This window comes from Rhizobium sp. RHZ02 (assembly GCF_014851575.1).
Classification (GTDB): Bacteria; Pseudomonadota; Alphaproteobacteria; order Rhizobiales; family Rhizobiaceae; genus Rhizobium; species Rhizobium altiplani.
In genome coordinates this window covers 104,348-130,648 of the sequence record NZ_JACUZX010000008.1, presented here as the reverse complement: position 1 = coordinate 130,648, position 26,301 = coordinate 104,348, and the positions used below count along the sequence as shown (strand labels likewise).

Annotated in this window: 23 protein-coding genes; 11 read left to right on the top strand and 12 right to left on the bottom strand. The window is 60.2% G+C overall.

Annotated elements, in window-relative coordinates; genetic code table 11:
• Positions 1-4: 4 nt before the first annotated feature.
• The 3 genes from IB244_RS15015 to IB244_RS15005 form a co-directional block, all read right to left on the bottom strand.
• Positions 5-1,027 (bottom strand): ArsR/SmtB family transcription factor, encoded by a 1,023-nt coding sequence (locus tag IB244_RS15015; RefSeq protein ID WP_026371939.1) that lies wholly within the window; start codon positions 1,025-1,027, stop codon positions 5-7.
• A gap of 166 nt (positions 1,028-1,193) precedes the next feature.
• Positions 1,194-2,843: an energy-dependent translational throttle protein EttA gene (gene ettA / locus IB244_RS15010; protein ID WP_018858299.1), complete on the bottom strand. Its 1,650-nt coding sequence runs from the start codon at positions 2,841-2,843 to the stop codon at positions 1,194-1,196.
• 209 nt (positions 2,844-3,052) lie between these two features.
• Complete coding sequence (locus tag IB244_RS15005) at positions 3,053-3,787, bottom strand: ribonuclease T2 family protein (protein WP_018858298.1); 735 nt, start codon at positions 3,785-3,787, stop codon at positions 3,053-3,055.
• Between the two features lie 158 nt (positions 3,788-3,945).
• Here IB244_RS15005 and IB244_RS15000 point away from each other — a divergent pair, with 158 nt between their 5' ends.
• Genes IB244_RS15000 through IB244_RS14985 form a run of 4 tightly spaced genes read left to right on the top strand, consistent with a single transcriptional unit; the run spans position 3,946 to position 8,724 of the window.
• Entirely contained in the window at positions 3,946-4,875 is a 930-nt protein-coding gene (locus tag IB244_RS15000) for an alpha/beta hydrolase (RefSeq protein ID WP_192304697.1), read from the top strand.
• Between the two features lie 16 nt (positions 4,876-4,891).
• Positions 4,892-5,848, top strand: a complete 957-nt coding sequence (locus IB244_RS14995) for a DMT family transporter (protein ID WP_026371937.1) — start codon at positions 4,892-4,894, stop codon at positions 5,846-5,848.
• Positions 5,849-5,866: 18 nt separating this feature from the next.
• Positions 5,867-7,069 carry a CaiB/BaiF CoA transferase family protein gene (locus IB244_RS14990; protein ID WP_018858295.1) on the top strand — a complete coding sequence of 401 codons (1,203 nt, stop codon included), beginning with the start codon at positions 5,867-5,869 and terminating at the stop codon, positions 7,067-7,069.
• Positions 7,066-8,724, top strand: coding sequence for a thiamine pyrophosphate-binding protein (locus IB244_RS14985; RefSeq protein ID WP_018858294.1), 1,659 nt, complete (start codon positions 7,066-7,068; stop codon positions 8,722-8,724). The genes IB244_RS14990 and IB244_RS14985 overlap by 4 nt, the downstream gene beginning before the upstream one ends.
• Positions 8,725-8,763: 39 nt before the next feature.
• On the opposite strand, the gene IB244_RS14980 is transcribed toward IB244_RS14985, so the two are convergent.
• The 3 genes from IB244_RS14980 to IB244_RS14970 all read right to left on the bottom strand — a co-directional run bounded on the left by IB244_RS14980 (position 8,764) and on the right by IB244_RS14970 (position 10,428).
• Positions 8,764-9,108, bottom strand: coding sequence for a RidA family protein (locus IB244_RS14980; RefSeq protein WP_018858293.1), 345 nt, complete (start codon positions 9,106-9,108; stop codon positions 8,764-8,766).
• A gap of 72 nt (positions 9,109-9,180) precedes the next feature.
• Positions 9,181-9,519: a TIGR01244 family sulfur transferase gene (locus IB244_RS14975; RefSeq protein WP_018858292.1), complete on the bottom strand. Its 339-nt coding sequence runs from the start codon at positions 9,517-9,519 to the stop codon at positions 9,181-9,183.
• Positions 9,520-9,588: 69 nt separating this feature from the next.
• Positions 9,589-10,428: a DUF4432 family protein gene (locus IB244_RS14970; protein WP_018858291.1), complete on the bottom strand. Its 840-nt coding sequence runs from the start codon at positions 10,426-10,428 to the stop codon at positions 9,589-9,591.
• Between the two features lie 232 nt (positions 10,429-10,660).
• Here IB244_RS14970 and IB244_RS14965 point away from each other — a divergent pair, with 232 nt between their 5' ends.
• Positions 10,661-12,013, top strand: a complete 1,353-nt coding sequence (locus IB244_RS14965) for a L,D-transpeptidase (RefSeq protein ID WP_026371936.1) — start codon at positions 10,661-10,663, stop codon at positions 12,011-12,013.
• Between the two features lie 72 nt (positions 12,014-12,085).
• Here IB244_RS14965 and IB244_RS14960 read toward each other — a convergent pair whose 3' ends face one another.
• The 6 genes from IB244_RS14960 to IB244_RS14935 all read right to left on the bottom strand — a co-directional run bounded on the left by IB244_RS14960 (position 12,086) and on the right by IB244_RS14935 (position 19,629).
• Positions 12,086-12,799: a ParA family protein gene (locus IB244_RS14960; RefSeq protein ID WP_192304695.1), complete on the bottom strand. Its 714-nt coding sequence runs from the start codon at positions 12,797-12,799 to the stop codon at positions 12,086-12,088.
• A 229-nt stretch (positions 12,800-13,028) separates the two neighbouring features.
• Positions 13,029-14,180 (bottom strand): iron-containing alcohol dehydrogenase, encoded by a 1,152-nt coding sequence (locus IB244_RS14955; protein WP_192304693.1) that lies wholly within the window; start codon positions 14,178-14,180, stop codon positions 13,029-13,031.
• Positions 14,177-15,562, bottom strand: coding sequence for an aldehyde dehydrogenase family protein (locus IB244_RS14950; RefSeq protein WP_025659346.1), 1,386 nt, complete (start codon positions 15,560-15,562; stop codon positions 14,177-14,179). Before IB244_RS14950 ends, IB244_RS14955 begins: the two co-directional genes overlap by 4 nt.
• Before the next feature lie 104 nt (positions 15,563-15,666).
• Positions 15,667-17,034, bottom strand: a complete 1,368-nt coding sequence (locus tag IB244_RS14945; protein ID WP_018857116.1) for a glutamine synthetase family protein — start codon at positions 17,032-17,034, stop codon at positions 15,667-15,669.
• A 148-nt stretch (positions 17,035-17,182) separates the two neighbouring features.
• On the bottom strand, positions 17,183-18,730 hold the full coding sequence (locus tag IB244_RS14940) for an amino acid permease (protein WP_018857117.1): 1,548 nt from the start codon (positions 18,728-18,730) through the stop codon (positions 17,183-17,185).
• Positions 18,731-18,855: 125 nt separating this feature from the next.
• On the bottom strand, positions 18,856-19,629 hold the full coding sequence (locus IB244_RS14935; protein ID WP_018857118.1) for an N-formylglutamate amidohydrolase: 774 nt from the start codon (positions 19,627-19,629) through the stop codon (positions 18,856-18,858).
• Positions 19,630-19,805: 176 nt separating this feature from the next.
• Between IB244_RS14935 and IB244_RS14930 the strand changes: the two genes are divergently transcribed.
• The 6 genes from IB244_RS14930 to IB244_RS14905 all read left to right on the top strand — a co-directional run bounded on the left by IB244_RS14930 (position 19,806) and on the right by IB244_RS14905 (position 26,277).
• The gene (locus IB244_RS14930; RefSeq protein WP_018857119.1) at positions 19,806-20,678 is read left to right on the top strand and encodes a MurR/RpiR family transcriptional regulator; all 873 of its coding nucleotides are present in this window, start codon (positions 19,806-19,808) and stop codon (positions 20,676-20,678) included.
• 202 nt (positions 20,679-20,880) lie between these two features.
• Positions 20,881-21,963 (top strand): ABC transporter substrate-binding protein, encoded by a 1,083-nt coding sequence (locus IB244_RS14925; RefSeq protein WP_018116408.1) that lies wholly within the window; start codon positions 20,881-20,883, stop codon positions 21,961-21,963.
• 75 nt (positions 21,964-22,038) lie between these two features.
• A complete protein-coding gene (locus tag IB244_RS14920; RefSeq protein WP_026371779.1) occupies positions 22,039-22,932 on the top strand; it encodes an ABC transporter permease in 894 nt (297 codons plus the stop codon).
• Positions 22,929-23,717, top strand: a complete 789-nt coding sequence (locus tag IB244_RS14915) for an ABC transporter permease (protein WP_018116406.1) — start codon at positions 22,929-22,931, stop codon at positions 23,715-23,717. The genes IB244_RS14920 and IB244_RS14915 overlap by 4 nt, the downstream gene beginning before the upstream one ends.
• Positions 23,718-23,731: 14 nt before the next feature.
• Positions 23,732-24,793 carry an ABC transporter ATP-binding protein gene (locus IB244_RS14910; RefSeq protein WP_113471572.1) on the top strand — a complete coding sequence of 354 codons (1,062 nt, stop codon included), beginning with the start codon at positions 23,732-23,734 and terminating at the stop codon, positions 24,791-24,793.
• A 149-nt stretch (positions 24,794-24,942) separates the two neighbouring features.
• On the top strand, positions 24,943-26,277 hold the full coding sequence (locus IB244_RS14905) for an MFS transporter (protein WP_018857122.1): 1,335 nt from the start codon (positions 24,943-24,945) through the stop codon (positions 26,275-26,277).
• Positions 26,278-26,301 lie beyond the last annotated feature (24 nt).

Genomic DNA, 26,301 nt, shown 5'->3' with positions numbered 1-26,301 from the left:
ATGATTATCTCCCGGCAAGTATGGGTTCGGCGCCTTCGCTCGCTGCGGAGGCCATAAGGCGCCGGGGGTCGCGCGCAAGCCAGACAGTGACGGTGAGCCCCTGCCCGCTTTCATGACCCGGATGAAGATCGACGACCTGCTCGACATCCAGCCCAGCCTTGCGCAGCCAGTCGGACATCGACTGATGCGAAAAGCCGAGGCGAACATGCGCATGCTCGTCGCGAAGATACTCCAGCCCATGCGGGGCAAGATCGATGATGACCAACCGCCCGCCTGGCCGCAGCATGCGCGCTGCCTCGCCGATCGCGATCTCGGGCTGGTCGAAGAAATGCAGTACCTGGTGGATCGTCACCACGTCGAAATCCTGCGCCTCGAACGGCAGGTTCAGGATATCGGCGTGTCGGACGGATGCCTTGGTAATCCCTGACTTGTCGAGGTTGGCGCGCGCCACGCTCAGCATGTCGCGGCTGGCGTCGACGCCGATCGCCCGGCGATAGAGGCCAGATAGAAGCTCGAGGATGCGACCCGTTCCGGTGCCGAGGTCGAGAAGCGAGTCTATGGGCTGGCTGCCGAGCAGCCGAATGACCGCGGCATCGACCTCTTCGTCAGCGGCATGCAGACGGCGAAGTTCGTCCCACTCGGCGGCATTGCGGCTGAAATAGGCCTGTGCCCGCTCGGCCCGCTGGCGCTTGACCGCCGCCAACCGTTCGCTGTCACGCAGGATCACAGCATCGTTCTCGGAGGCATGAGCCAGCAGGCTACGCACGAACGTGGCCGCCTTGCCATCCTGCCGAAGCCGGAAATAGGCCCAAGCGCCCTCCTGGTAACGGTCGATGAGGTCCGCTTCGCCAAGCAGCTTGAGGTGGCGAGAGATGCGTGGTTGGGATTGGCCAAGGATTTCTGTAAGATCGGTGACCGTCAGGTCCCCTGCTGCAAGGAGCGCCAGCAGGCGAAGACGCGTCGGCTCGCCGGCCGCCCTGAGGACGTCCACCAATGCATCCAATCCAAGTCTGATAGGCTCACCCATACTCGATCCAATCAACATATAAAGATATCTTTATGTGAAACGATTGGGCGTGGCAAGCCGCAATTCCCTCCGTTCACGAAATTAGCTGCTCGGATCACGACATCGACGCGCGCAAAAAAGCCCCGGCGAACCGGGGCTTCCAGGTCTCCAACGCGATATTGGGTGATCAGCGCGTCAGGCGCTTGTAAGTCACCCGATGCGGATTGATCGAATCGACACCGAGACGGCGCATCTTGTCCTTTTCGTAGTCTTCGAAATTGCCTTCGAACCACTCGACATGGCTGTCGCCTTCAAAGGCGAGGATGTGCGTCGCCAGACGGTCGAGGAACATGCGATCGTGGCTGATGATGACGGCGCAACCGGCGAAGTTTTCGAGCGCATCCTCGAGTGCTGCCAACGTTTCCGTATCGAGGTCGTTGGTCGGTTCGTCGAGCAGGATGACGTTGCCGCCGGCCTTCAGCATCTTGGCAAGGTGAACGCGGTTGCGCTGACCGCCGGAAAGCGTGCCGACCTTCTGCTGCTGGTCGCCGCCCTTGAAGTTGAAGGCGCCGCAATAGGCACGGCTGTTCACTTCATGCTTGCCGAGCTTGATGATGTCGTTGCCGCCGGAGATTTCCTCCCAGACCGTCTTGTTGCCGTCGAGTGCGTCGCGGCTCTGGTCGACATAGCCGAGATCAACGGTCTCGCCGATACGGATCTCGCCGCTATCGGGCTTTTCCTGGTCCGTGATCATACGGAACAGCGTCGTCTTGCCGGCGCCGTTCGGACCGATGACGCCGACGATACCGCCGGGCGGCAGCTTGAAGGTGAGGTTCTCGATGAGCACGGTATCGCCGTAGCCCTTGGTGAGGTTCTCGGCTTCGATGACCACCTGGCCAAGGCGCTCGCCGACCGGGATGACGATCTGCGCATCGCCGGGGCGACGGGCCTCTGCCGCCGCGACCAACTCGTCATAGGCACGGATACGCGCCTTGGACTTTGCCTGGCGGGCCTTCGGGCTGGCGGCCATCCATTCCTGCTCGCGGCTGATCGCCTTCTGGCGGGAGGCCTCTTCGCGGCCCTCCTGCTGCATGCGCTTGGCCTTCGATTGAAGATAGGCGGAGTAGTTGCCCTCGTAGGGGATACCGCGACCACGGTCGAGTTCGAGGATCCAGCCCGTGACGTTGTCGAGGAAGTAGCGATCGTGGGTGATCATCAGGACCGAGCCGGGGTATTGGCGCAAATGTTTTTCAAGCCAGGCAATCGTCTCGGCGTCGAGGTGGTTGGTTGGTTCGTCGAGCAGCAGCAGGTCGGGCTGCGCCAACAACAGGCGGCAGAGCGCCACGCGGCGCTTTTCGCCGCCGGAGAGCTTCTCGACCGAAGAGTCGCCTGGCGGGCAGCGCAGCGCGTCCATGGCCATTTCGACCTGGCTTTCAAGGTCCCAGAGATTCTGGCTGTCAATGACGTCCTGGAGCTTGGCGCCCTCTTCCGCGGTCTCGTCGGAATAGTTCATCATCAACTCGTTGTAGCGATCGAGGATCGCCTTCTTCGGCGCAACGCCTTCCATGACGTTCTCAAGGACCGTCTTCGACGCATCGAGTTGCGGCTCCTGCGCGAGGTAGCCAAGGGTAGCGCCTTCGGCGAGCCACGCCTCGCCGGTATATTCCTTGTCGAGGCCTGCCATGATGCGCAGAACGGTCGACTTACCAGCACCGTTCGGGCCGAGGATACCGATCTTGGCATCCGGATAGAAAGAAAGGTGGATATTTTCCAACACCTTCTTGTTGCCGTACGCCTTGTTGAGGCCGGCCATATGGTAGATGAACTGACGTGCCATAGATAATTCGCTCCGCGCGGGAATTTGAGTTTTGCCGCTATTTAGGCGAATTGGGGCCAAGGAGCAACGCGCGGCGGCCAAAAACCAGAGGCTTTTGCAGCATTCATAGCCGAACTCGGCACGCTCCTCTACCGTAGCGTCGCATGATCAAGGCGCAGCTAGTCGCGGCGCGTGGACGGACGAAGGCTCGTTTTCGATGAGAGGCAGTCTCAGAACCCTGCAGCGTCCACGACGCCCTCATTGCAGCCGAACGACGTCCGCCCTGCCCCCTGGATAAGGTCACGAAGGCTTGCTTGCTCGTTCGATGTCGCGCCCTCCGACAGCCCGATAGTAAGTTCGCTGATAACGCGGCCTCCGCTGGCCCGTCGGCAGCTCATCTTGACGCGATCGCCGGCACCGGGGCCGAAGCTCTTGTCGAAAGCCGCCTTGATCGCCTCCGCCGTCAGTGGCTTGCCGATATTGGTCGCGAACAGATCGCGGACTGCCGAGGCGTTCAGCTCGTTGATCAACCGAACCGACGCGCTGAAATAGTCGTCGGCGCTCATCTTCGTGCAGGTGCCGTGCTTGGTCCACTCATGCCGCTCCAGGCCGGATTGCGTACCGGGCATCGCCTTATCGAGGGCTGTCTTGGTCTCCGCCGAAAGCTCTACCTCAGGCAGCCTCCCCCACTCGCCGTCCTTGTCGGCGCTCCGCAGGGTACCAGAGACGTCGCAATAGTCCTTCCGCATCGGCCAGAGCCCGTGCAGCGAAAAATTGGTCGCGTCAAACCTCTCCCTGGTCTGGCTGCGGCATTCCGGCTTGCGCTGGTTGGTTTCACAGAACGCGGGTTGCCAGCTGGCCGCCAGAATGAAGCGCGTCCTTCCGCCGCCGTCCTGGGCTCCCGCAACGCCAGCGGCCGCAATTCCTATCAAGACTACAGCCATGCGCAGAAATGGATTGCTCATTCTCACCCCCACAAAGAACAATTCATGAACAGGAAATCACGCCGCGTTTGTTTTCACAACCCTCAATCCGTAGGGTACGAAAAATCCCTTGGCATAAATATCTGGGCGTGTTGCTTTTCACGGCCGATCTGGTCTTCTCCCGGCAACGGGAGGATATGATGTTCGCAGAAACGCAACGCCTTGAAACGGCGGACGCTTCACTCGCCTTTCATCATGAGCCGGCGCAATCCGAGGCACGCGGAATTCTCCTTGTGTCTCATGGGCTGGCCGAGCATTCCAGACGTTACTCCCGTTTTGCGGCAGCGATGGCAGCCCGCGGCTACCATGTGTTCGCCTTCGATCACCGTGGGCACGGCGAAACGACTGGCCCGGATGCGCCAATCGGGCGTTTTTCCCGCCGCAACGGCATGCGACAGGTTATCGACGATGTCGGCTCTGTCCGCGAGCTTGCCGTAAAGCAATATCCCGGCCTCCCCGTCATCCTCTTCGGGCACTCGATGGGCGGGCTCATCGCGCTCAACGCGGCGATCACCTATCCGGAGAAATATGACGCCATTGCCGTCTGGAATTCGAATTTCAACCCGGGCCTATCGGGACGGGCCGCCCAGGCGGTCCTGTTGGCAGAACGAGCCCTTAAGGGCTCCGATGTTCCAAGCGGCATCCTACCGAAGCTCACCTTCGGCACCTGGGGGAAGTCCATTGCCAACCGTCAAACCGAGTTCGACTGGCTAAGCCGCGATCCTGTTGAGGTCGACAAATACATTGCTGACCCTCTGTGTGGCTTCGATGCTTCCGTGTCGCTCTGGCTCGATATTTTCGAGATGACGTTTCGCGCACCACAAGAGGCGCAACTGGACCGGCTGCCGAAGCACACGCCGATCCACCTTGTCGGTGGCGGACAGGATCCGGCAACAGATAACGGAAAAGCGGTGATCTGGCTGTCAAAGCATTTGAAAGCTCACGGCTTCTCCCGTATCAGGACACAGATATATCAGGACATGCGCCACGAAACGCTGAATGAAATTGGAGCGGACGCGGCCATCGCCGCATTCGCCGACTGGTGCGACGAAGCGATCGCAAGATCCTGAACTGAAGGGTTTCGCGATGAGCAATGGCATTTCGTCCCGTTCTGCCTCCGCTTCGGAGGTTTCGACCGGCATTCTCCTGATGTTCCTGTCGGTGCTGGTGTCCCCGATCATCGACATCTTTTCCAAGCTCGCGATCGCTACGATTCCTGCAGCGGAAATCACCGCCGCCCGCTTTGTGGTGCAGGCTCTCTGCATGTTACCGATCGTTGTCTGGCGAGGAAGCTGGAAGACCTTCTCCTGGCGAGCCAATATCTTTCACGCCATCCGAGGCGCCATCATTACCATTTCCATGGTCTCCTTTGTTACGACGCTGAAGTTCATGCCGGTTGCTGACGCCATCGCGATTTTCTTCGTCGAGCCGATCATATTGACGATCCTGAGCAGTATCTTCCTCAAGGAGACGATCGGCTGGCGCCGCTACATTGCCTGCGGCGTCGGCTTCTTCGGCGCGATGCTGATTATCCAGCCGAGCTTTCAAGAGGTCGGCTACGTCGCGCTTCTGCCCGTCGTCAGCGCTTTCTGCATCGCCATCTTCGCCTTGATGACCCGCGTGCTTTCGCACCGAGAAGATCCGTGGGCGATGCAGCTTCAGATGGGCATCTGGGGTCTGCTGTTCTGCGCGATCCTGCTTGCCTTTGGCAGCGGCACAGGTTCCGACATCTTCGACGCGGTGATGCCGGATGGCCGGGGCTACTTCTATCTGGTCGGCGTCGGTGTCACGGCGGCCATTGCCGGCATCTTCGGCGTCTATGCCTATCGTGCAGCACCTGCCTCCATTTTGGCACCACTGCAGTATTTCGAGATCGTGTCGGCGACCTTTTTCGCCTGGCTCGTATTCGATGACTTTCCGGATGCGCTCAAGTGGGTCGGTATCCTGATCATTATCGCATCGGGCTTGTACATCATCTGGCGCGAGCGCCGCTTTGCATCGAAGCCCGTATCCGATACACCTCAATCGGCCCTGGCGCCCTGATCTGATCGTGGGAGGAACATGACAGACAATCAGCTCCAAAAACCGCCGCTATCAGGCATACGCGTCATCGAGCTTGCGCGAGTGCTTGCCGGGCCATGGGCGGGCCAGATGCTGGCCGATCTCGGTGCCGACGTGATTAAGGTCGAAAACCCCGATGGAGGCGACGACACGCGGCATTGGGGGCCCCCCTTTGTCGAAGGTGCCGACGGCGAAAACCTCTCTGCGGCCTATTACCACGCTGCCAACCGCGGCAAGCGTTCGATCACCGCCGACCTGAAGCGCGAAGAGGATCAGGCCCTCGTCCGCCGCCTTATCGCCACGGCCGACGTCGTCATCGAGAACTTCAAGCTCGGCGGCCTTGTGAAATACGGTCTCGATTATGAGAGCCTGAAAAAGATCAATCCGAAGCTTGTCTATTGCTCGATCACCGGCTTCGGCCAGAACGGTCCCTATGCCAGCCTGGCAGGTTACGACTATATCGTTCAGGGCATGTCCGGCTTCATGTCGATCACCGGCGAGCCGGACGGACAGCCGATGAAAGCGGGCGTCGCGATCGCCGACGTCTTTACCGGTATTTATGCCGTCGCAGCCATCGAGGCCGCCCTCATCCACGCGCAGAAGACCGGCGAAGGTCAGCTGGTCGATATGGCGCTACTCGACGTACAATCCGCCGTGCTCGCCAACCAAAACATGAATTATCTCGTTTCTGGCCGAGCCCCGACCCGGCTTGGGAACGCGCATCCGAATATCTCGCCCTATGAAGTCGTCCCCGCCGCCGATGGCTATCTGATCCTCGCAGTGGGCAATGACGGCCAGTTCCGCCGCCTCTGCGCGATCCTCGGCCTCCAGGGCATTGCCGACGATGCACGCTATTCCACGAACAAGGCGCGAGTCGCGAACCGCGACGAGGTACGCAAGCTGGTTTCCACCGAAACGCTGAAATGGCAGAAAGCCGACCTGTTGAAAGCCTGTGAGGCGGATGCGGTTCCGGCCGGTGCGATCAATACAATCGAAGAAATGTTTGAGGATCCGCAAATCCAGGCGCGTGGGTTGCGGGTAGATCTCGCCGACGCAAAGGGTACCGTCATTCCCGGTGTGAGGACGCCGGTCGTGCTGTCGCAAACGCCTTTGCGCTACGAGCGGCCGAGCCCGAGGCTGGGAGAGCATCAGGAGGAAGTTCTGGCGGAACTCGCCGAACTGGAGGGGAAAAGAGCATCATGAAGAAGACCGGCGGGGAACTGATCGTCGAGGCCCTGAAAGCAAATGGGGTGAAACGCCTCTCCTGCGTACCCGGCGAGAGTTTCCTTGCCGTCCTCGATGCGCTTTATGACAGCGACATCGACGTGGTGGTCTGCCGACAGGAAGGCGGCGCGGCCATGATGGCGGATGCCTGGGGCAGGCTCACCGGCGAGCCCGGCATCTGCATGGTCACCCGCGGCCCGGGCTCCACCAATGCAACGGCGGGTTTGCACATTGCCAGGCAGGATTCCATCCCGATGATCCTCTTCATCGGGCAGGTCCAGCGCGATGCCCGCGAGCGGGAGGCTTTCCAGGAGGTTGAGTATCGCCGCGCCCTCACCGAATTCAGCAAATGGGTCGGCGAGATCGACGACGCGGCTCGCATTCCGGAGTTCGTCACCCGCGCCTTTGCGATCGCAACATCCGGTCGTCCCGGCCCTGTTGTGTTGTCACTGCCTGAGGACATGCTGCGAGACGAGGTGGAGGCGCCCCGCGCAAAACGCTATTCGCGCGTCGAAGCCCATCCCGGCCGCCGCCAGATTGACGACTTCTATCTTCGCCTGCTGAAGGCGGAGCGACCGATGGTCATCGTCGGCGGCACGCGCTGGGATGCGGATGCGGTCGCCGACCTGAAAGCCTTCTCGGAACGCTTCGCGCTCCCCGTCGGATGCTCCTTCCGCCGGCAGATGCTGTTTGATCACCTACACCCGAACTATGCCGGGGATGTTGGCATCGGCGTCAACCCTGCGCTGGCGAAGGAAATCAAGGAGAGCGACCTGCTGATCCTGCTCGGCGGCCGGATGTCGGAAATGCCCTCCTCCGGCTATACGCTGATCGACATCCCCTACCCACAGCAATCGCTCGTCCACATTCATCCCGATCCTTCAGAACTCGGCCGTGTCTATCGCCCCGACCTGGCAATCTGCGCGAGCCCGAGTGACTTCGTGGCGGATCTTGCTGATCTCGAGGCGCCAAGCGAACTCAGATGGGCGGAGCGCACTGAACGGATGCACCAAGCCTACATCACCTGGTCGACACCGCCGCAGAGCGGCCCGGGACCGGTCCACATGGGACCGATCATGGAGTGGATCGAAGAAAACACACGCCCCGATGCGATCTTCACCAACGGCGCGGGAAACTATTCCACCTGGCTCCATCGTTTCCATCGCTTCCGCCAGTTCAACACCCAGGCAGCCCCGACATCAGGTTCCATGGGCTACGGCCTGCCGGCCGCTGTCGCGGCCAAGCAGCTCTTTCCCGAACGCGAGGTCATCTGCTTCGCCGGAGACGGCTGCTTCCTGATGCACGGCCAGGAGTTTGCGACTGCCGTACGCTATGGCCTGCCGATCATCGCGATCGTCATCAACAACGGCATCTATGGCACCATCCGCATGCATCAGGAGCGGGAATATCCCGGCCGCGTCAGCGGCACCGACCTGACCAACCCGGACTTTGCTTCACTTGCGCGTGCTTATGGCGGCCATGGGGAAACCGTCGAGACGACGGAAAGCTTCGCCGCCGCCTTCGAACGCGCGCGGGCAAGCGGCAAGCCCTCGATCATCGAGGTAAGGCTCGATCCGGAAGCAATTACGCCGACACGTACCCTTTCGGAAATTGCCCAAACAAAAAGCCGGTGAGTAAAACCCACCGGCCTTCGAGATTACAACACCGTCGACTTAGTCGAGGGCGGCGGTAACCGTGAACTCGACCTTGTACTTCGGTGCAGCAAGCTTGGCTTCGCTGGTAGCGCGAGCCGGCGTGTTGGCCGGGTCGACCCAGGCTTCCCAGGCAGCGTTCATTTCGGCAAAGTAGGACATGTCGGAGAGATAGATCAGCGTCTGCAGGATCTTCGACTTGTTCGAACCGGCCGCAGCGAGCAGACGATCGACTTCAGCCAGTGCCGACTTGCACTGTTCGGTGACGCTTTCGCCTTCGCCGACCTGACCTGCGAGGTAGACCGTGTTGCCGTGGACGACCGCGCCGCTCATGCGGGCGCCAACGTCGATGCGCTTAATGCTCATGATTGTCTCCTATTGGTGAAATGAAAGACGCCGCTGGAAAGAAGCGGCGTCGGACTCGGGTCAGTGATTGTGTTATGCGCGGATGTGCTGCGTCTTCTGATAGATCGCGGTCGAACGGGCACCGGAGCGGCAATAGCCGAGCATCGGACGCGGGAACTCATCAAGCGCGTCGACCATCCCGGCAATCGCCTCTTCGTTGACGCCCATCGGGCCGACCGGCACGTGTGCGATATCGAGGCCGAGTTCCTTTGCGCGCGCTTCGACCAGGGCATAAGGCGTCTGATCCGGGCTTTCGCCGTCCGGGCGATTACAAACGATCGATTTGAAGCCCATGGCCTTGATCTGATCGAGATCCTCGACCGAAATCTGTCCGGAAACCGAATATTCGTCGTCGATTTGGCGAATGTCCATCGCTAATCCTCCTGAAATCATGGGCTGAATGACTACGCCGCCCCATGCCAAGCGTCAACCGCAGATCACTCACACGAAGGCAAAGCTGAGCGCATAATTTCGGCTCTCGCCGGGCTTCAGCATGATGAACTCACCCGCTGCTTCCAGCTCGGAGCGAGATACCCAGCGATGCGACACCGGCTCGATGCCGAGGACGTCGGCAGGTGCCTTCTGATTGCGCCAGACCTGCAGGTGCGGCAACGTCTCGGCAAGGACCCGCACTCGGAGGACCTTGCCGCCGATCGCGGCTATCGGGCCAAGACGCACCTCGGCAAAACCGCTGTCCGTTGCCGGCGCCTTAACGCAGAAGATGCCACCCGGCTCTTCACCAAAATTCCAGGGGAAGCCGCCACCCTCGAGCATCTTGCCTTCGAGGCGCGTGCCGGCATCGAACCACTTGCCGCCAATATTCATATGGTACATCAGGAAAGTCGGCACGACCTTGTCGCTGGTGTTGACGACCTTGTCTTTAAGACTGACCTCGCCTGTCTGACCGTTGATGAACCAATGGCGTTCAATTCGAGCCGGCAAGCCTTCGACCGTTACGATATCGATATCCGCCCGGCACTCGGCATTCCCATTCTCGAATTTCGTCCAGAGGATCCTGGCTGCATGACCAGGGCCCGATCCATGCAAAGGATAGACCTTGCCGTCTGCGCGACCCGGAATCGGCTCGCGGTGACGGATATGGTCCGGTCCGCAGGTAAAGAGAAAGCCTTCGACAGAATGCGAGATGCGCGCGTCGCCGTCATCGGGGACCGCCTTCTTGGGAGCGATGTCGACACCATTGACGATACAGCCGCCGATATCCATCTGCGACGTCTCGTCCAGCATCAGCTTCGGCCCTCTTGCCGCGGCAAACTCGATCATTGTCCAACTTCCTCCCGGTTCTGGCGACTGATGCAGCGATATGTCTCGCAGCGGCATTCGTCAATCGCGGCTGCTATGCCGCTTCAGGGAACCGGCAGTTCACCCCAAAGGTTTATGAGCAAAGGAGAAATCACCAAATATTTATCTTTTGTTCAGTACGATTTCATAAATTCCACACTAGCGTCAAAATTCGCAGGTGTGTGTCGGCCAAGTCACTGAAGGATATGAAGACGTGAATCGCTTTGTAAGATCGGGATTGTCTGCCGCAGCTGCCGTGCTCGCCATCGCTGTCGCGCCTTCTGCCGATGCGCAGCAGTTTTATAACGGACGCCAGGGCGACATTGTCTTCGTGGCGCCGAACGGCGATATCCTCGACTACGTACCATCCGGCGCCGCCTACGCGCGCGACCGCAGGGGTAACCGCGTACTGGTCGATCCCTATGGCAATGTGATTGCGACCGAAATGCGCGCCCGCGGTTACTACCCGCGCCCGCCCGTGCGTGATGCCTACAATAACGACGCCTACTACGGCGACGATCCCTACGGCGATTCGCGCTATTCCGAACGCGGCGCCGTCACCGGCTCGATCCCGCGTGACGCTGCGATCGACCGACAGCCCCTGGACGAGCAGCCTTACCCGCAAGGCGGCGAAAACTACGCTTCCATCGAGCCGGACCAGCAAATGCCGGAGATGGCGCAGCCGAAGCCGCCTCAGGAGCCGGTGATCACGCTCAAGAACAAGTCGAAGTCCGAGATCGTCGCCCTTCAGGTGTTCCTCGACCGCGCCGGCGTGTCCCCAGGTGCGATCGATGGCCACATGGGCGCGAACGTGACCAAAGCGATCTATGCCTACCAGCAGATGACGGGTGAGACTCTCGACCCGAACAATACGGACGCCATCCTCGAGCAGCTTCGCATGACCGGCGGTCTGCCGCTGGTGAGCTACACGATCACGCCTGCGGATGCCGCTGGCCCCTATGTCGCGGAGATCCCCGAGGACTACGCACACAAGGCCGCGATGTCGTCGCTCGGCTACACCTCGACGACGGAAATGCTCGCTGAGCGCTTCCATATGGACGAAGGCTTCCTGAAGGAAATCAATCCGGGCATCGACTTCACGGTTCCCGGCACGGTCATCAAGGTTGTCAATCCTGGCGAAGTGAAAGCTGGATCGGTCGCGCGAATCATTGCCGACAAGGGCCGCAAGCAGGTCTTTGCCTATGACAACGCGGGCAATTTGGTTGCTGCCTACCCGGCCTCGATTGGCTCGACCGATACGCCCTCGCCTTCGGGTACGGTCACCGTCGAGCGCGTAGCTTTCAATCCGGGCTACACCTACAATCCGAAGATCAATTTCCAGCAGGGCGCCAACGACAAGATCCTGAACATTCCGCCGGGTCCGAACGGCCCGGTCGGCACGGTCTGGATGGCGCTCTCCAAGCCGACTTACGGTATCCACGGAACGCCGGAACCATCGAAGATCGGTCGGACCCAGAGCCATGGCTGTATCCGTCTGACAAACTGGGACGCCACCGAACTGGCGAAGATGGTCAAGCCGGGCGTAACAGTCGAATTCACCGACTGATCGATCCTGCCATTCCACCAAAAAAAATGCGCCGCAAAGGGCGCATTTTTTTTGTTTAGCAGACAGTTTCCGCTAGGCGGCTGAGCGGATCAACGGGCCAGTGCTGCGCGCCGGCTCCGGGAGCTTTGCCGGGACCTTGCCCATGATCTCTTCAGCGAAACAGCGCGCGTTCTCGCGCGCCTTGTCGAGGTTGCTTACCCGGGCAGGATCGAGGGAATGCAGTGTGCCCCCACAGTCAAAGATGTCTCGGAAGGCAGACCGCTCGATGATTGCAGTATCCAACACCGGCACTTGGCGCTCGCTCAGCAGCGACTTGACGATGGAGAGCGCGCGTGTGGTCACCATCGAGTTGACACGGGTCAACACGACCGAGTGCCCAATACGGATGCCGGCCTTCTCGTCCAGATATTGCAGCAATTCGAGAACCTGCGCGCCGCCCCGAGCGTCCATGGCGCATCCCTGGATCGGGACCAGCACGTGATCGGAGAGGCCGATTGCCGTGGCAAGCAGCGGATTACGCGCACCGGGCAGATCGACGATGAAGTAGTCCGTATTGTGTTTGTTTTCCGATATGTGCAGCAGCAACGACGCCGACGTCACGAAATCGATGACCGAGATGTTGGCCACATGCCCGGATACTTCATGCCATCTCGTGATCCAGTGCTGCGGATCTGCGTCAAGGATTGTCACCCGATAGCCCTTCTGGGCAAGCTCGGTGGCGAGAAGAAGCACGGCTGTGGTCTTGCCGGCGCCGCCCTTGGTGTTTGCGAAAGTGATGACTGGCATGGACGGTCCTCGAAGGGAAAAGTGAGCCTCTCTATGGCCCTGTCGCGCATTTTCCGAAACATCGTGCGGTTAACGCATCCTTTACAATGATGGTTAACAACTCCTAAACACGGCGCCTGAAATTGCGGCTGACATTTCTTGCATCCCCTCGAAATCACGACGCCACGAATAAAAAAGCCCGGAAAGCCTAAGCTTTCCGGGCCAGTTGGGTCCGCCGTCTTGTCTAAATTCAGAAGCAGTCCTTGAAGAGCGCCTTCGTGTTTTCGAGCGTCATCTTGACCGGATTGCCGCCGGCGCTCGGATCTTCGATCGCCATCGCCGAAAGTTCATCGATTCGATCCGGCTTGATTCCCATCGCAGACAGGCTGTCGGGAACGCCAAGCTCGGCGCGAAGCTGCAGCACGTAGTTGTAGAATCCGTCGAAACCGCCGGAGATACCGAGATAGGCTGCAGCACGCGCAATCTTGTCTTCGATCGTCGAACGGTTGAAGCGAAGCACGGCCGGCATGACGACGGCATTCGTCATGCCGTGGTGGGTGTTGTAGACCGCGCCGATCGGGTGCGACAGCGCATGAATGGCGCCGAGACCCTTCTGGAAAGCAACAGCGCCCATGGCGGCCGCCGACATCATGTTCGCGCGGGCTTCGAGGTCGGTGCCTTCCTTGTAGGCGCGTGGCAGGAATTCCTTGACGAGGCGCATGCCCTCCAGCGCGATGCCGGCAGACATCGGGTGGTAGAAGGGCGAGGAATAGGCTTCCAGGCAATGCGCGAAGGCATCCATGCCGGTGCCGGCCGTGATGATCTTCGGCATGCCGACCGTCAGTTCCGGATCTGCGATGACGACGCCCGGCAGGAACTTCGGGTGGAAGATGATCTTCTTCACATGGGTTTCGGAATTGGTGATGACGCTGGCGCGACCAACTTCCGAGCCCGTGCCCGCCGTCGTCGGCACGGCAACGATCGGCGCGATGCCTTCGACGCCGGCGCGTGTCCACCAGTCACCGATGTCCTCGAAGTCCCAGACGGGGCGCGTCTGGCCGGCCATGAAGGCCACGCACTTGCCGAGATCAAGGCCGGAACCGCCGCCGAAGGCAACCACGCCGTCGTGGCCGCCATCCTTGAACACCTTGACGCCGGCGTCGAGGTTCTTGTCGTTCGGGTTCGGATCTACATCGGCAAAGATTGCGCGACCGAGACCGGCGTCTTCCAGAATGTCGAGCGCCGTCTTGGTGATCGCCATGGACGCGAGGCCGCGATCGGTAATCAGCAGCGGCTTCTTCATGCCAAGGCTCTTGCAGGCGTCCGCCAGTTCCTTGATGCGCCCCCGACCTAACTTGAAGGCGGTCGGATAGCTCCAGTTGGCTGTGATGTTGCTGCTCATGCTGTGACTTTCTTCAGATGGTAGGATTTTGGACGCGTCAGATTGTGGAAGCCGATGATCGACAACGAGCCGCCACGGCCGGTTTCCTTGACACCGGTCCAGCAGAGCGCCGGATCGAGATAGTCTGCGCGGTTCATGAACACGGTGCCGGTTTCGATCTCGCGACCAAGCCGCCCTGCCCGCTCCGGATCCTTCGTCCAGAGCGAAGCCGTCAGGCCGTACTGGCTATCGTTCATCAGGGCCACTGCCTCGTCGTCGCTCTTCACCTTCATGATGCCGACAGCCGGACCGAAGGTTTCTTCGCGCATGAAGGCCATGGAGTGGTCGACGTTGACCAGGATCTGCGGAGCGAGATAAGCGCCGCCATCGTCCTGCGGGAACAGCTTGGGATCGACCAACGCCTTGGCACCCTTGGAGACGGCATCGGCGATCTGCTCGCGCACGACCTTGGCGAAACGCTTGTTCGCCATCGGCCCAAGCGACGTTTCCGGATCCAGCGGATTGCCGAGCTTGTAGTTCGATACCCAGGCGACCGACTTCTCGACGAAGCTGTCATAGAGCGACTCGTGCACATAGATGCGCTCGATTCCGCAGCAGCACTGGCCGGAATTGTAGGTCGCGCCGTCCATCAGCGTATCGACCGCCGCATCGAGATCCGCGTCTTCCATGACGTAGCCTGGATCCTTGCCGCCGAGCTCCAGGCCAAGCCCGGTAAACGTACCCGCCGCAGCGCGCTCCATCGAGCGACCGCCTTCGACCGAACCGGTGAAGTTGACGAAATTGAAGCTACCAGCAGCAATCAGGGCCGAGGTAGTCTCGTGATCGAGGAACACGTTCTGGAAGACATCCTCGGGAACGCCGGCCTCGACGAAGGCCTGCACCAGCCGCTCGCCGACCAGGAGCGTCTGCGAGGCATGTTTCAGAACAACCGCATTGCCCGCCATGAGCGCCGGGGCGATCGTGTTAATCGCCGTCATGTAGGGGTAGTTCCAGGGCGCCACGACGAAGACGACGCCATGCGCCTCGCGCTCGATCCGGCGCTCGAACTTGTCACTCTCTTCGACGACAAGCGGCGCCAACGCATCGGCAGCGATCGAGGCGACATAGTTGGAGCGCTCGTTGAAGCCCTTGTATTCGCCGCCATAACGGATCGGGCGGCCCATCTGCCAGGCAAGCTCGGGCACGACGACGTCGGACATTTCATTGAGCCGTGCGACGCCCTTCAGCACCAGCTGAACACGGTCTTCCAGCGGGCGTTTTGCCCAGGCCTTCTGCGCCTTGCGCGCACGCGCAACGGCCTCTTTCGCCGCCTCCAGCGAAAGCGCCGGGCGCTCGGCGTAAACCGATCCGTCGACCGGTGAAATGCATTGGATCATTCCCATGATCTTCATCCTATGTTTTAGCGTGCCGAAACCGGCGGACCTCCCAAACAATCTCCCGAGATATGGAAATCGTGTGACAGGACGCCGTCCGGCTTGGCTACGCTTTATGCTCTTTCGAAACCGCGCGCCACTTCCCAATCGGTGACGCGACGATCGTACTCTTCCTGCTCCCACTCGGCTGCGCGAGTATAGTGGTCGATGACATCATCGCCGAAGGCATTGCGCAGCATCTTCGATTTCGTCATGGCAACGGTTGCCGCGCGCAACGTGCGCGGGATCTCGCGGACGCGGCGAGCGCCATAGGCGTCGCCGACAAATGGAGCCTCGAGTTCCACCTTGTTCTCGATGCCATCGATGCCCGCAGCAAGCAGTGCCGCAAAAGCGAGATAGGGATTGAGGTCAGACCCACCAACACGGCACTCGATGCGGATCGCCTTGGTGTCATCACCGCAGAGACGATAACCGGCCGTGCGGTTGTCCTTGCTCCAGATCGCTTTTGTCGGCGCGAACGTGCCGGCCATGAAGCGCTTGTAGGAGTTGATGTAAGGTGCCAGGAAATACGTGATCTCGCTCGCGTGCGAGAGCAGGCCGGCGATGTAGTTTTCCATTAGCGGCGACATGCCGTACTTGCCCTTCTCGTCATGGAAAAGCGGCGTCTTGCCGTCCACGCTCCAGAGCGACTGATGGATATGTGACGAGCTACCGGCGGCATTATAGTGCCACTTGGCGAGGAAAGTGATTGCCTTGCCCTTCGACCAGGCGATCTCCTTGCAGCCGTTCTTGATGATGGCATGGCGGTCCGCCATCGTCAGCGCATCGGCGTACCGGACATTGATTTCCTCCTGCCCGGCGGATGCTTCACCCTTCGAGTTCTCGACCGGAATGCCGGCCCCCTGAAGCCCCGTGCGGATTGCCCGCATAACCTCTTCTTCCTTGGTCGTCTGGAAGATGTGGTAGTCCTCGTTATAGGCGCTGGCGAGCTTCAGGTTGCGATAACCGGCTGCGTGCGCGGAGTCGTAGGTCTGGTCGAACAGGAAAAATTCGAGCTCCGAGGCCATAAAGGCCTTCATGCCCATGTCTTCCAGACGCTTGACCTGCTTCTTCAGGATCGCGCGCGGCGAATGCGGCACCTCTTCGTGGGAATGGTGGTCGAGCAGATCGCACAGCACGAGCGCCGTACCTTCAAGCCATGGAATCCGCCGCAGCGTCGAAAGGTCGGGCTTCATCGTGTAGTCGCCATAACCCTTTTCCCAACTCGTCGCCTTGTAACCGGAGACGGTTTCCATCTCCATGTCGGTGGCGACGAGATAGTTGCAGCTGTGCGTTTCCTTCCATGCGCTCTCGAGGAAGTATTCGGCCTGGAAACGCTTGCCCATCAAGCGGCCCTGCATATCCACCTGGCATGCCAGAACCGTGTCGATGCGCCCGTCGGCAACATCCTGCTTGAGATCGTCGAGAGTATAGATGCTCATATTGAATCCGCCTGAACCTGGAACTGAAAAAATCGGGTCAACGAAAGGGCATGCAGTCAAACGGGCGCGCCGCATCTGATGCGTTTTCGTTGAGCCGTTAAACGGGGCCGCCATCGCGGCCCCGCGGTTTGAGAGGGAAGTCGAAGCCTCAGCGTTCGCCAACTGCCTTTTCGGCAGCAGCAATCTCCGCCTGACGGCGCGCGACTTCCTCACCGATCGGCGGGCCCTTGAAGCGGCGGTTTTCAAAGCCGAACCAGATGATCGCAGTCAGTACGAGGAAGCCGACGGTGATGTAGAGAGCCCAATCATTCGGCGGCTGGATGCCGAGGACGAAGATCAGCACCATCGCCAGGATCGAAAGAATCGCGAACAGCTTGAACATGCCTTCGCCGAGGTTCCACGGACCCATCTTGTCCCACTTCGACGAACCCCAGGCGAGGAGGCCGAGGGTGATCGGGATCGCGAAGGAGAAGAACAGGAAGATAACCGTGCACGACACGACGATCGTGTAAACCGGCGTTTCGCCGATCGAAACGAGCGACGAGCCCCAGACGAACAGGACCGCGAGGATCGAGCCAGTCCAGATGGCCGCGACCGGCGTGCGGAACTTCGGGCTGACCTTGGCGAGCGCCTTGGAGGCCGGCAGACCGCCGTCGCGCGAGAAGGCGAAGATCATGCGCGAAACCGAGGTGACGGTCGCAAGGCCGCACAGCCACTGGCTGACGAAGATGGCAAAGTAGAGCACATCCTTGACGACGACATTGACCTGGCTGTCCATCGCCCAGAAGAACACGTTCCAGCCTTGCTTGGCCGCCTCTTCCATGTTCGGCAGCATCAACACGAAGGCGCAAAGCATGATGTAGCCGAAAAGCGCGGACCATAGAACGGAGGAGACCATGCCGCGCGGAACGGAATGAGCTGCCTTGACCGTCTCCTCCGACGTATGGGCCGAAGCGTCATAGCCGGTGATTGTGTAAATCGGCAGCAGAAGACCGAGCAGGAATACCCAAGCGCCCGAAGTCTCCGGCCACACGTTGCCGCCGGCTTCGCCGGAATAGTTGGCAAAGGTGAAAAGACGGCCGAACTCGTAGGACGGAGCCGCCAACAGGCACACCACTGCGAGCGCGATCGCCGTCGCGAAAATGAGATAACCGGAAAAGTCCGTGAGCTTCGCCGTCAGGCCGATACCCATGTGGTTCACGAGCGCCTGTGCGCCGGTGATGACGACCAGGAAAACGATACGAACGGTCGTCGTGTCCGTCAGGCCGAAGTAGCTCGTCCCAAGGGAGCCCATGAAGAAATAGTAGGTGCCGACGTTGATCGCGCCGAGAACGGTGACGAGGCCGAGCAGGTTGAACCAGGCGGTCAGCCAGCCGGTGAAGCGGTTGCCGAGGATCGAACCCCAGTGGTAGAGGCCACCCGCGGTCGGATAGGCCGAGCTGATCTGCGCCATCGCGACGGCGAACACCAGCGAAACGAAGCAACCAACCGGCCAGCCGATGCCGATGGCCGCGCCGCCGGCGCCGGAAGTCGCTTGCGCCAGCGAGTTGATACCGCCGGAAAGAATGCAGATAATAGAGAACGAGACGGCAAAATTCGAGAACGCGCTCAGCCTCCGCTCCAACTCCTGGGCATAGCCCATGGAGTGCAGGATATGCGTGTCCTGCTTCTTGTCGTGATCCGTGTAGTCGGACATGACTTCCCCCTGTTAGCGATCAGCCGCGGGATTGCGAGTGATCATCCAGTGCCAAAGTGCCCGTGACGTTTTCGCCTACGGGCGGATCGCAGTTAGACTGCTCCCTGGGGTCTTTTTCTTCGTTGTCAGGCGTCCAGGCTTTGCCGGAGAAGCCTCGTCAGATAGCCGGCCATGACCCCTTGGCCGTCTTCATCTGAGATGAGGTCGTTGCGGACCTCGATCATTACATTGCGCAGCCCGTTCGAAAGCCCGTGCAGGATGAGCGTGTGGGTCACGCCATCAACGGGGCCGTAGGGCTCGTTACGTTCGATTTTATAGAGAGGCGAGCCGGTCGATGCGGCGTTCAACACGCTGTCGGCAAAGCGGCTGTCTTCGTCATGCAATATACCAATTTCCACGGCACGTGTCTTGCCGTGGTAAACAGGAGTGAAGCTGTGGACCGTCGCAATCACCGTCTCCTGCCCCCTCGCCCTGCGATCGCGAATCAGTGCGCGAATGGCGTCGTGAAAAGGAATATACAATGCTTCGGTGCGCGCGAGGCGTTCTTCCGCGCTGAGATCGGCATTGCCCGGAATTTCATAGACTTCACTCTTCTCGGGCATGGCGCCGGCTGACTCCGGCGGCCTGTTGCAATCGTAAATCAATCGCGAAAATCGCTGGTAGACGAGCGTGGCGTCGAGCGCCTCGGAAATCCCGCGGGCGACTGCCAATGCGCCAGGGTCCCATGCGATATGGCTTTCCAGAGCCTCACGGGAGAGACCGAGGGTACCGTATCGCTCGGGCATCAAACGCGACGCATGCTCGCAGATCACCAGCAGCGGGCTCTCGCCATTCGGCCGCTCAACGGTAACGCAGTCGCCTTCCGCTTCACTTAGGACCTTGAACTGAGCAGGCACCACAGGCGCATCCCGATCATTAATTAAAGAATGTATAAGAAAAGAATTCTTCAGGTTTTGCCGACTGTCAAGCGCGACTGAAAATTTCTTTTCATGACAGCAGTTGACATGGATTGTGACAGCGTTGTTAACTTTCAGTGGGAAAGTGGCACAAGACCAATCCCGGGGAGCAAGAACGCGTGAGCGCTGCGTCGAAGACAGTTTCGGACGTAATCCATTCGCATTTTGGCATGCTTACGCGGGCCGAAAAGCAATTGGCCGAGAGCCTGCTGGACAACTACCCAGTCTCAGGATTGGGGAGTATCACGACGATTGCGGAGAACGCCGGCGTATCGACGCCAACGGTCGTACGCATGGTGCAGAAGCTCGGCTTCAAGGGCTATCCCGACTTCCAGGCGCACCTCCACCAGGAGGTCGAAGCGACAATCTCGAACCCCATCGCCAAGCATGATCGATGGGCCTCCAACGCGCCGGGCACGCATATTCTCAATCGCTTTGCCGACGCGATCATTGGCAATCTTCGCCAGACGCTGAGCGCGCTCGACACGGCGACGTTCGACAGCGTCGCCTCGCTCCTCTCGGATCGCAAACGCGGCCTCTATTTCGTGGGCGGGCGCATCACCGGCGCGCTGGCCGAATACTTCTTTACACATATGCAAGTCATTCGTCCGAACACTGCTTTGCTCTCATCAAACTCGAGCAGCTGGCCGCAATACGTACTCAATATGAATCCCGGCGACCTCCTGGTCATCTTCGATATCCGTCGCTACGAGCAGGAAATGGTCAGCCTCGCGACCGCTGCCCGAAAAAGCGGCGCGGAGATCGTCGTCTTTACCGATCAGTGGGGATCGCCCGCCGCCAAGCTCGCGCGTCACACGTTCCGTGTGCAGATCGAGGCGCCATCGGCCTGGGACACGTCCGTCGTCACTCTCTTCATCGTAGAAGCCCTGATCGAGGCCGTTCAAAGCTCGACCTGGGATGAGACGAAAGAACGCATGAAAACCCTGGAGGGCCTGTTCGAACAGACCAGGCTATTCCGCAAACTCAGTTAGGAGGGAAAATACGACAGTGAGATGACGTTCGGCGCTTGAGCGAATAATGTGTCGTAAATGAAACATCGCCGCCAACTGCCTGCTATACAAAGAAAAAAGAAGGTCATGAAACTGTCACGAAAGCTTCACGTAACGTAAGTAACAGCATCGTCGGACACTGAAAACCCGAAGGAGAACAACAGTGATCTCTAATATTTCGAAAATGCTTTCGCTTTCTACTGCAATTGTTGTTGCTTCGACTGCAATCGCAGCTGCTGAACCAAGCGCTGAACTTATCGCTGCCGCCAAGAAGGAAGGCACGCTGACGACCATCGCGCTTCCGCACGACTGGTGCGGCTACGGCGACGTCATCGCCGGCTTCAAGGCCAAGTACGGCCTCGAAGTCAACGAACTGAACCCCGACGCGGGCTCGGGCGACGAGATCGAAGCCATCAAGGCCAACAAGGGCAACACCGGACCGCAGGCTCCTGACGTTATCGACGTCGGTCTTTCCTTCGGCCCCTCCGCAAAGGCCGATGGCCTGATCCAGCCCTACAAGGTGTCGACCTGGGATTCCATTCCTGACAGCGCCAAGGATGCCGATGGCTTCTGGTACGGCGACTATTACGGCGTTCTCTCCTTCGTCGTGAACACCGACATCGTCAAGGACGTTCCGAAGGACTGGGCCGACCTGAAGAAGTCCGACTACGCCAACAGCATCGCGCTCGCTGGCGACCCGCGCGCTTCTAACCAGGCTGTCCAGGCCGTCTACGCAGCCGGCATCGCAGCTGGTGAAAAGGACGCGACCAAGGCTGGCGAAGCTGGTCTCGCGTATTTCGCCGAGCTCAACAAGGCTGGAAACCTCGTTCCTGTGATCGGCAAGTCCGCTTCGCTCGCTCAGGGCTCGACCCCCATCGTCGTTGCCTGGGACTACAATGGTCTCTCCTGGCGCGATACCCTCAAGGGCAACCCACCAGCTGAAGTCGTCGTTCCGGCTTCGGGCGTTGTCGCTGGCGTCTACGTTCAGGCGATCTCGGCCTTCGCTCCGCACCCGAACGCTGCAAAGCTCTGGATGGAATACCTCTACTCCGACGAAGGTCAGCTCGGCTGGCTGAAGGGCTATTGCCACCCGATCCGCTTCAACGATCTGGCGAAGAACAAGAAGGTCCCCCAGGAGCTCCTCGACAAGCTGCCGCCGGCCGCTGCTTACGAAAAGGCCGTGTTCCCCACCCTCGACGAACAGGCTGCCGGCAAGGCCGCCATCACGACGAAGTGGGACAGCGTCGTTGGCGCCAACGTCAAGTAATCTCTGACGCAAGACCTCTCCGCCTCTGTGGGCGGAGAGGTCTCATTTTTCATTGCCCCGATAAGGCCGTCGTCTATGAGCACTGTTTCAACATCCGTGGCTACGGCCACGCCCATGATAAACCGCGACAGGATCGTAGACTGGCTCGGCATCGCGCCCTTCATGATCTTCGCTGCGATGTTCCTGATCATACCGACGCTTTATCTGGTCGCCGGCGCATTCCTGACCCCGGAAGGCGAACTCACCCTCAAGAACATTGCCGACCTGTTCACGCCGTCGATCCTCAGTGCCTACTGGATCAGTATCAAGGTGTCGGTGGTTTCAGCCCTCGGTGGCGCGGTGATCGGCTCCCTTCTTGCCTGGGCTGTGGTGCTCGGCGGGCTCCCGACCTGGGTTCGTTCGGGCCTCCTGACCTTTTCCGGCGTTGCCTCGAATTTCGCGGGCGTACCGCTCGCCTTCGCTTTTCTCGCCACGCTCGGACGCACGGGTCTCGTGACCGTCTTGATGCGCGACTGGCTGGGCTTCAATCTCTATTCCACCGGTTTCAACCTCTTGAGCTTCTTCGGGCTCACGCTCACCTACATGTACTTCCAGATCCCACTGATGGTACTGATCCTGACGCCGGCGCTCGACGGCATGAAAAAGGAGTGGAAGGAAGCCGCGCTCATTCTCGGCGCCACCAACGGCCAATACTGGCGCATGGTCGCGTTCCCAATTCTCTGGCCGAGCCTGATGGGCACGACACTCCTGCTCTTTGCCAACGCTTTCGGCGCGATCGCCACAGCCTATGCGCTGACGGGAAGTTCGCTGAATATCGTCCCGATCCTGCTCTACGCACAGATCCGCGGCGACGTGCTTCATAACGCCAACCTCGGCTATGCGCTGGCACTCGGCATGATCGTCATCACCGGCCTGTCCAACCTCCTATACATCATGCTGCGCATGCGCGCTGAACGGTGGCAAAAATGAAGACTTCACGCCTTGGAGCCTGGATATCGATCGGATTCGGCGCGATCTACTTCGTCCTGCCGCTCATCGCCACCGTTGAATTCTCGCTGCGCATGCGCCGCGGCGCCTACAGTTTTGACGCCTACGCTTCGGTTTTTTCCGAGGCGCAGTTCCGCGAAACCTTCGGTTATTCGATGCTGATGGCGCTTCTGACGATCGTCTTTGGCATGCTGCTCGTGGTGCCTACGGCGTATTGGGTGCGCCTGCGCCTGCCGCAGATCCGTCCGATCGTCGAGTTCATCACGCTGCTGCCGCTCGTCATCCCGGCAATCGTGATCGTCTTCGGTTATCTCAGAATGTACAACTCGTCCTCGATCCTGCCGCTGACGGGATCGACCACGGGTACGAACATCCTGCTCGTCCTTTCATACATAACGCTGTCCCTGCCCTACATGTATCGCGCCGTCGACACCGCCATGCGTGCCATCGATGTCCGCACCTTGACGGAAGCTGCGGAAAGCCTTGGCGCCGGCTGGGCGACGATCCTGTTCAAGTGCATTTTCCCGAACGTCATGAGCGGCGTACTCTCGGGCGCCTTCATCACGCTCGCGATCGTCATGGGCGAATTCACCATGGCCGCGCTCCTCAATCGTCCGGCCTTCGGGCCTTACCTGCAGCTGGTTGGCGCCAACCGCGCCTATGAGCCGTCGGCCCTGGCGGTCATCGCCTTCTCGATTACCTGGCTCAGCATGGGCCTGCTGCAACTCGTCTCCCGCTTCCACAAAGCCGCTCCGGCTAAGTCGTAAGGTATCTGGTTTTCATGGCCTTTCTCGAACTCGCAAACCTCAAGAAATCCTTCGGCAACACGCAGGTCGTGCATGACTTCAACATGCAGATCGAGAAGGGTGAATTCATCTCTTTCCTTGGCCCGTCGGGCTGCGGCAAGACGACTGTCCTGCGCATGATCGCGGGCTTCGAAACACCCTCGGCCGGTCGCATCGCCATCGGCGGCAAGGAGCAAAACAATCTCAAGCCGAACAAGCGCAACATCGGCATGGTCTTCCAGGCCTACGCGCTGTTTCCCAACATGACCGTACACGACAATGTCGCCTTCGGCCTCAAGGTCGCCGGCACGCAGGCCACCGAGATTGACGCTCGCGTCAAGGATATGCTTGGGCTGATCAAGCTCGACCACCTCGCGGATCGCTATCCCTATCAGCTCTCCGGCGGCCAGCAGCAGCGCGTGGCGCTTGCCCGTGCGCTGGCGGTCCGCCCCCAGGTCCTGCTGCTCGACGAGCCGCTGTCTGCCCTCGACGCCAAGATCCGCGTGTCGCTGCGCGAGGAAATCCGCGCCATCCAGCAGAAGCTCGGCATCACCACCGTCTTCGTGACGCACGACCAGGAAGAAGCTCTCTCGATCTCCGACCGCATCGTCGTCATGAACGCCGGCCGCGCCGACCAGATCGGCACGCCGTTCGAAATCTACAACACACCGGCTACGCGCTTCGTCGCCTCCTTCGTCGGCACGCTCAACATGATCGAAGCGAAGGTTGTCGACCCCTCGGCCAACCGCATCCAGATCGGTGACCAGGGCGTGACGTTGAAGCAGTCCGTCGCCGCCTTCAAGGCTGGCGATACAGTCTCGCTGGCGCTGCGTCCGGAGGCAGGATCGCTGGCCGAGAGCGCGCCATGCGACACGAAGCTGACCGGTCAGGTCGTATCCGCCCACTTCCTCGGTTCGGTCATCCGCACGCGCATGAATGTCGGCGGCAATGTCATTTCCTTCGACATGTTCAACAGCCCGGGCGTGACCCCACCGGCTGCTGGCGAGACCGTCACGCTTCGCTTCATGGCAGCCGACCTCCTCGTCATCCGCGATTGATCGCGGCAGCGCTGCGCTCACGTTTGCGGCTTTGCCACACTTGCCTCCGCATTTCCGGCGCCCCACTCTGCGGCGCCGGAAATTGCTTGAAAGTGCGACCTCGATGCGTAACGACGGCTGAAGCATTTTTATTCGGCAAAGTCAGCATCATGTCCCCTACCACAACAGCCGTACCGCCCCGCCGCCTCACCGCGCAGGATTTCCGCACCCTTGGCCTCTCGGCCCTCGGCGGTGCGCTTGAGTTCTACGACTTCATCATCTTCGTCTTCTTCGCGGCGGTGATCGGCAAGCTGTTCTTTCCGCCCGATATGCCGGAGTGGCTGGTGACCATCCAGACCTTCGGGATCTTTGCCGCCGGCTATCTGGTTCGCCCGCTCGGTGGCATCGTCCTCGCCCATTTCGGCGACCTCTTTGGCCGCAAGCGCGTTTTTGCTTTCTCGATCCTGCTGATGGCGCTCTCAACGCTCGGCATGGCGGCGATGCCGACCTATGCTACCATCGGCGTTGCCGCTCCAATCCTCCTCGTGCTCATGCGCATCCTGCAAGGCGCGGCGATCGGCGGTGAAGTTCCCGGCGCCTGGACCTTCGTGGCCGAACACGTCCCCTTCCGCCGCGTCGGCTTTGCCTGCGGCTTCCTCTGCTCCGGCCTGACCCTCGGCATCCTGCTCGGATCCTTCATCGCGACGATCATCAACTCCGTCTTCACGCAAGATGATGTCGTCGCCTATGCATGGCGCATCCCGTTCTTCCTCGGCGGCATCTTCGGCCTCGTTGCCGTCTACCTCCGCCGCTGGCTGCAGGAGACGCCCGTCTTCGCAGAAATGAAACAGGCCCGCTCGCTTGCGCCGGAACTGCCGCTGAAGGCCGTGCTGCGCGACTACCCGCGTGGCGTCATCATCTCCATGCTGCTGACTTGGATCCTGTCGGCCGGCATCGTCGTGACAACACTGATGACGGCAACCTTCCTGCAGAAGCTCTATGGCTACACCGCGCAGCAGTCGCTTGCCGCCACCAGTTTCGGCACGCTGTTCCTGATCTTCGGAACTGCCGCCGCCGGCGCGATCGTCGATCGCGTTGGCTCAGGCCGCTTCTTCGTTGTCTCAAGTATCTTCTTTGGTGCTGCGACCTTCGCGTTCTACAGTTATGCCGCCGTTTCGCTGACCGTTCTTTTCGTGCTCTATGCGATCATGGGGCTATCGGTCGGTATGGTTGGAGCTGTGCCCTACGTAATGGTCCGCGCCTTCCCGGCCCGCGTTCGCTTTAGCGGCCTCTCCTTCTCCTACAACGTCTCCTACGCGATTTTCGGCGGCCTGACGCCTCTTGCAGTCGCATCGCTGCTGCCAATCAATCCGATGGCTCATGCCTACTACCTGCTCTTCATCGCCGCCCTCGCCTTCGTGCTAGGGCTCTATCTGATCGCCAAGGGAGACAGCGTCGAGGCAGACGTCGGCATCGAGGAACTCACCGAGCGCCTCGCCGCCTAGCTGTCGGAGGCGTGTGGCCGCCGT

Bases quoted from the DNA above. Each gene is read 5' to 3' on its own strand.
- IB244_RS14910 (WP_113471572.1), top strand. From the start codon at position 23,732: ATGGCCTTTCTCGAACTCGCAAACCTCAAGAAATCCTTCGGCAACACG.
- IB244_RS14970 (WP_018858291.1), bottom strand. From the start codon at position 10,428: ATGATCGAGTTTGCCGCGGCAAGAGGGCCGAAGCTGATGCTGGACGAG.
- ettA (WP_018858299.1), bottom strand. From the start codon at position 2,843: ATGGCACGTCAGTTCATCTACCATATGGCCGGCCTCAACAAGGCGTAC.
- IB244_RS14960 (WP_192304695.1), bottom strand. From the start codon at position 12,799: ATGCCAGTCATCACTTTCGCAAACACCAAGGGCGGCGCCGGCAAGACC.
- IB244_RS15015 (WP_026371939.1), bottom strand. From the start codon at position 1,027: ATGGGTGAGCCTATCAGACTTGGATTGGATGCATTGGTGGACGTCCTC.
- IB244_RS14905 (WP_018857122.1), top strand. From the start codon at position 24,943: ATGTCCCCTACCACAACAGCCGTACCGCCCCGCCGCCTCACCGCGCAG.
- IB244_RS14985 (WP_018858294.1), top strand. From the start codon at position 7,066: ATGAAGAAGACCGGCGGGGAACTGATCGTCGAGGCCCTGAAAGCAAAT.
- IB244_RS14980 (WP_018858293.1), bottom strand. From the start codon at position 9,108: ATGAGCATTAAGCGCATCGACGTTGGCGCCCGCATGAGCGGCGCGGTC.
- IB244_RS14925 (WP_018116408.1), top strand. From the start codon at position 20,881: ATGCTTTCGCTTTCTACTGCAATTGTTGTTGCTTCGACTGCAATCGCA.
- IB244_RS14995 (WP_026371937.1), top strand. From the start codon at position 4,892: ATGAGCAATGGCATTTCGTCCCGTTCTGCCTCCGCTTCGGAGGTTTCG.
- IB244_RS14990 (WP_018858295.1), top strand. From the start codon at position 5,867: ATGACAGACAATCAGCTCCAAAAACCGCCGCTATCAGGCATACGCGTC.
- IB244_RS15005 (WP_018858298.1), bottom strand. From the start codon at position 3,787: ATGAGCAATCCATTTCTGCGCATGGCTGTAGTCTTGATAGGAATTGCG.
- IB244_RS14975 (WP_018858292.1), bottom strand. From the start codon at position 9,519: ATGGACATTCGCCAAATCGACGACGAATATTCGGTTTCCGGACAGATT.
- IB244_RS14940 (WP_018857117.1), bottom strand. From the start codon at position 18,730: ATGTCCGACTACACGGATCACGACAAGAAGCAGGACACGCATATCCTG.
- IB244_RS14950 (WP_025659346.1), bottom strand. From the start codon at position 15,562: ATGGGAATGATCCAATGCATTTCACCGGTCGACGGATCGGTTTACGCC.
- IB244_RS15000 (WP_192304697.1), top strand. From the start codon at position 3,946: ATGTTCGCAGAAACGCAACGCCTTGAAACGGCGGACGCTTCACTCGCC.
- IB244_RS14915 (WP_018116406.1), top strand. From the start codon at position 22,929: ATGAAGACTTCACGCCTTGGAGCCTGGATATCGATCGGATTCGGCGCG.
- IB244_RS14955 (WP_192304693.1), bottom strand. From the start codon at position 14,180: ATGAGCAGCAACATCACAGCCAACTGGAGCTATCCGACCGCCTTCAAG.
- IB244_RS14920 (WP_026371779.1), top strand. From the start codon at position 22,039: ATGAGCACTGTTTCAACATCCGTGGCTACGGCCACGCCCATGATAAAC.
- IB244_RS14945 (WP_018857116.1), bottom strand. From the start codon at position 17,034: ATGAGCATCTATACTCTCGACGATCTCAAGCAGGATGTTGCCGACGGG.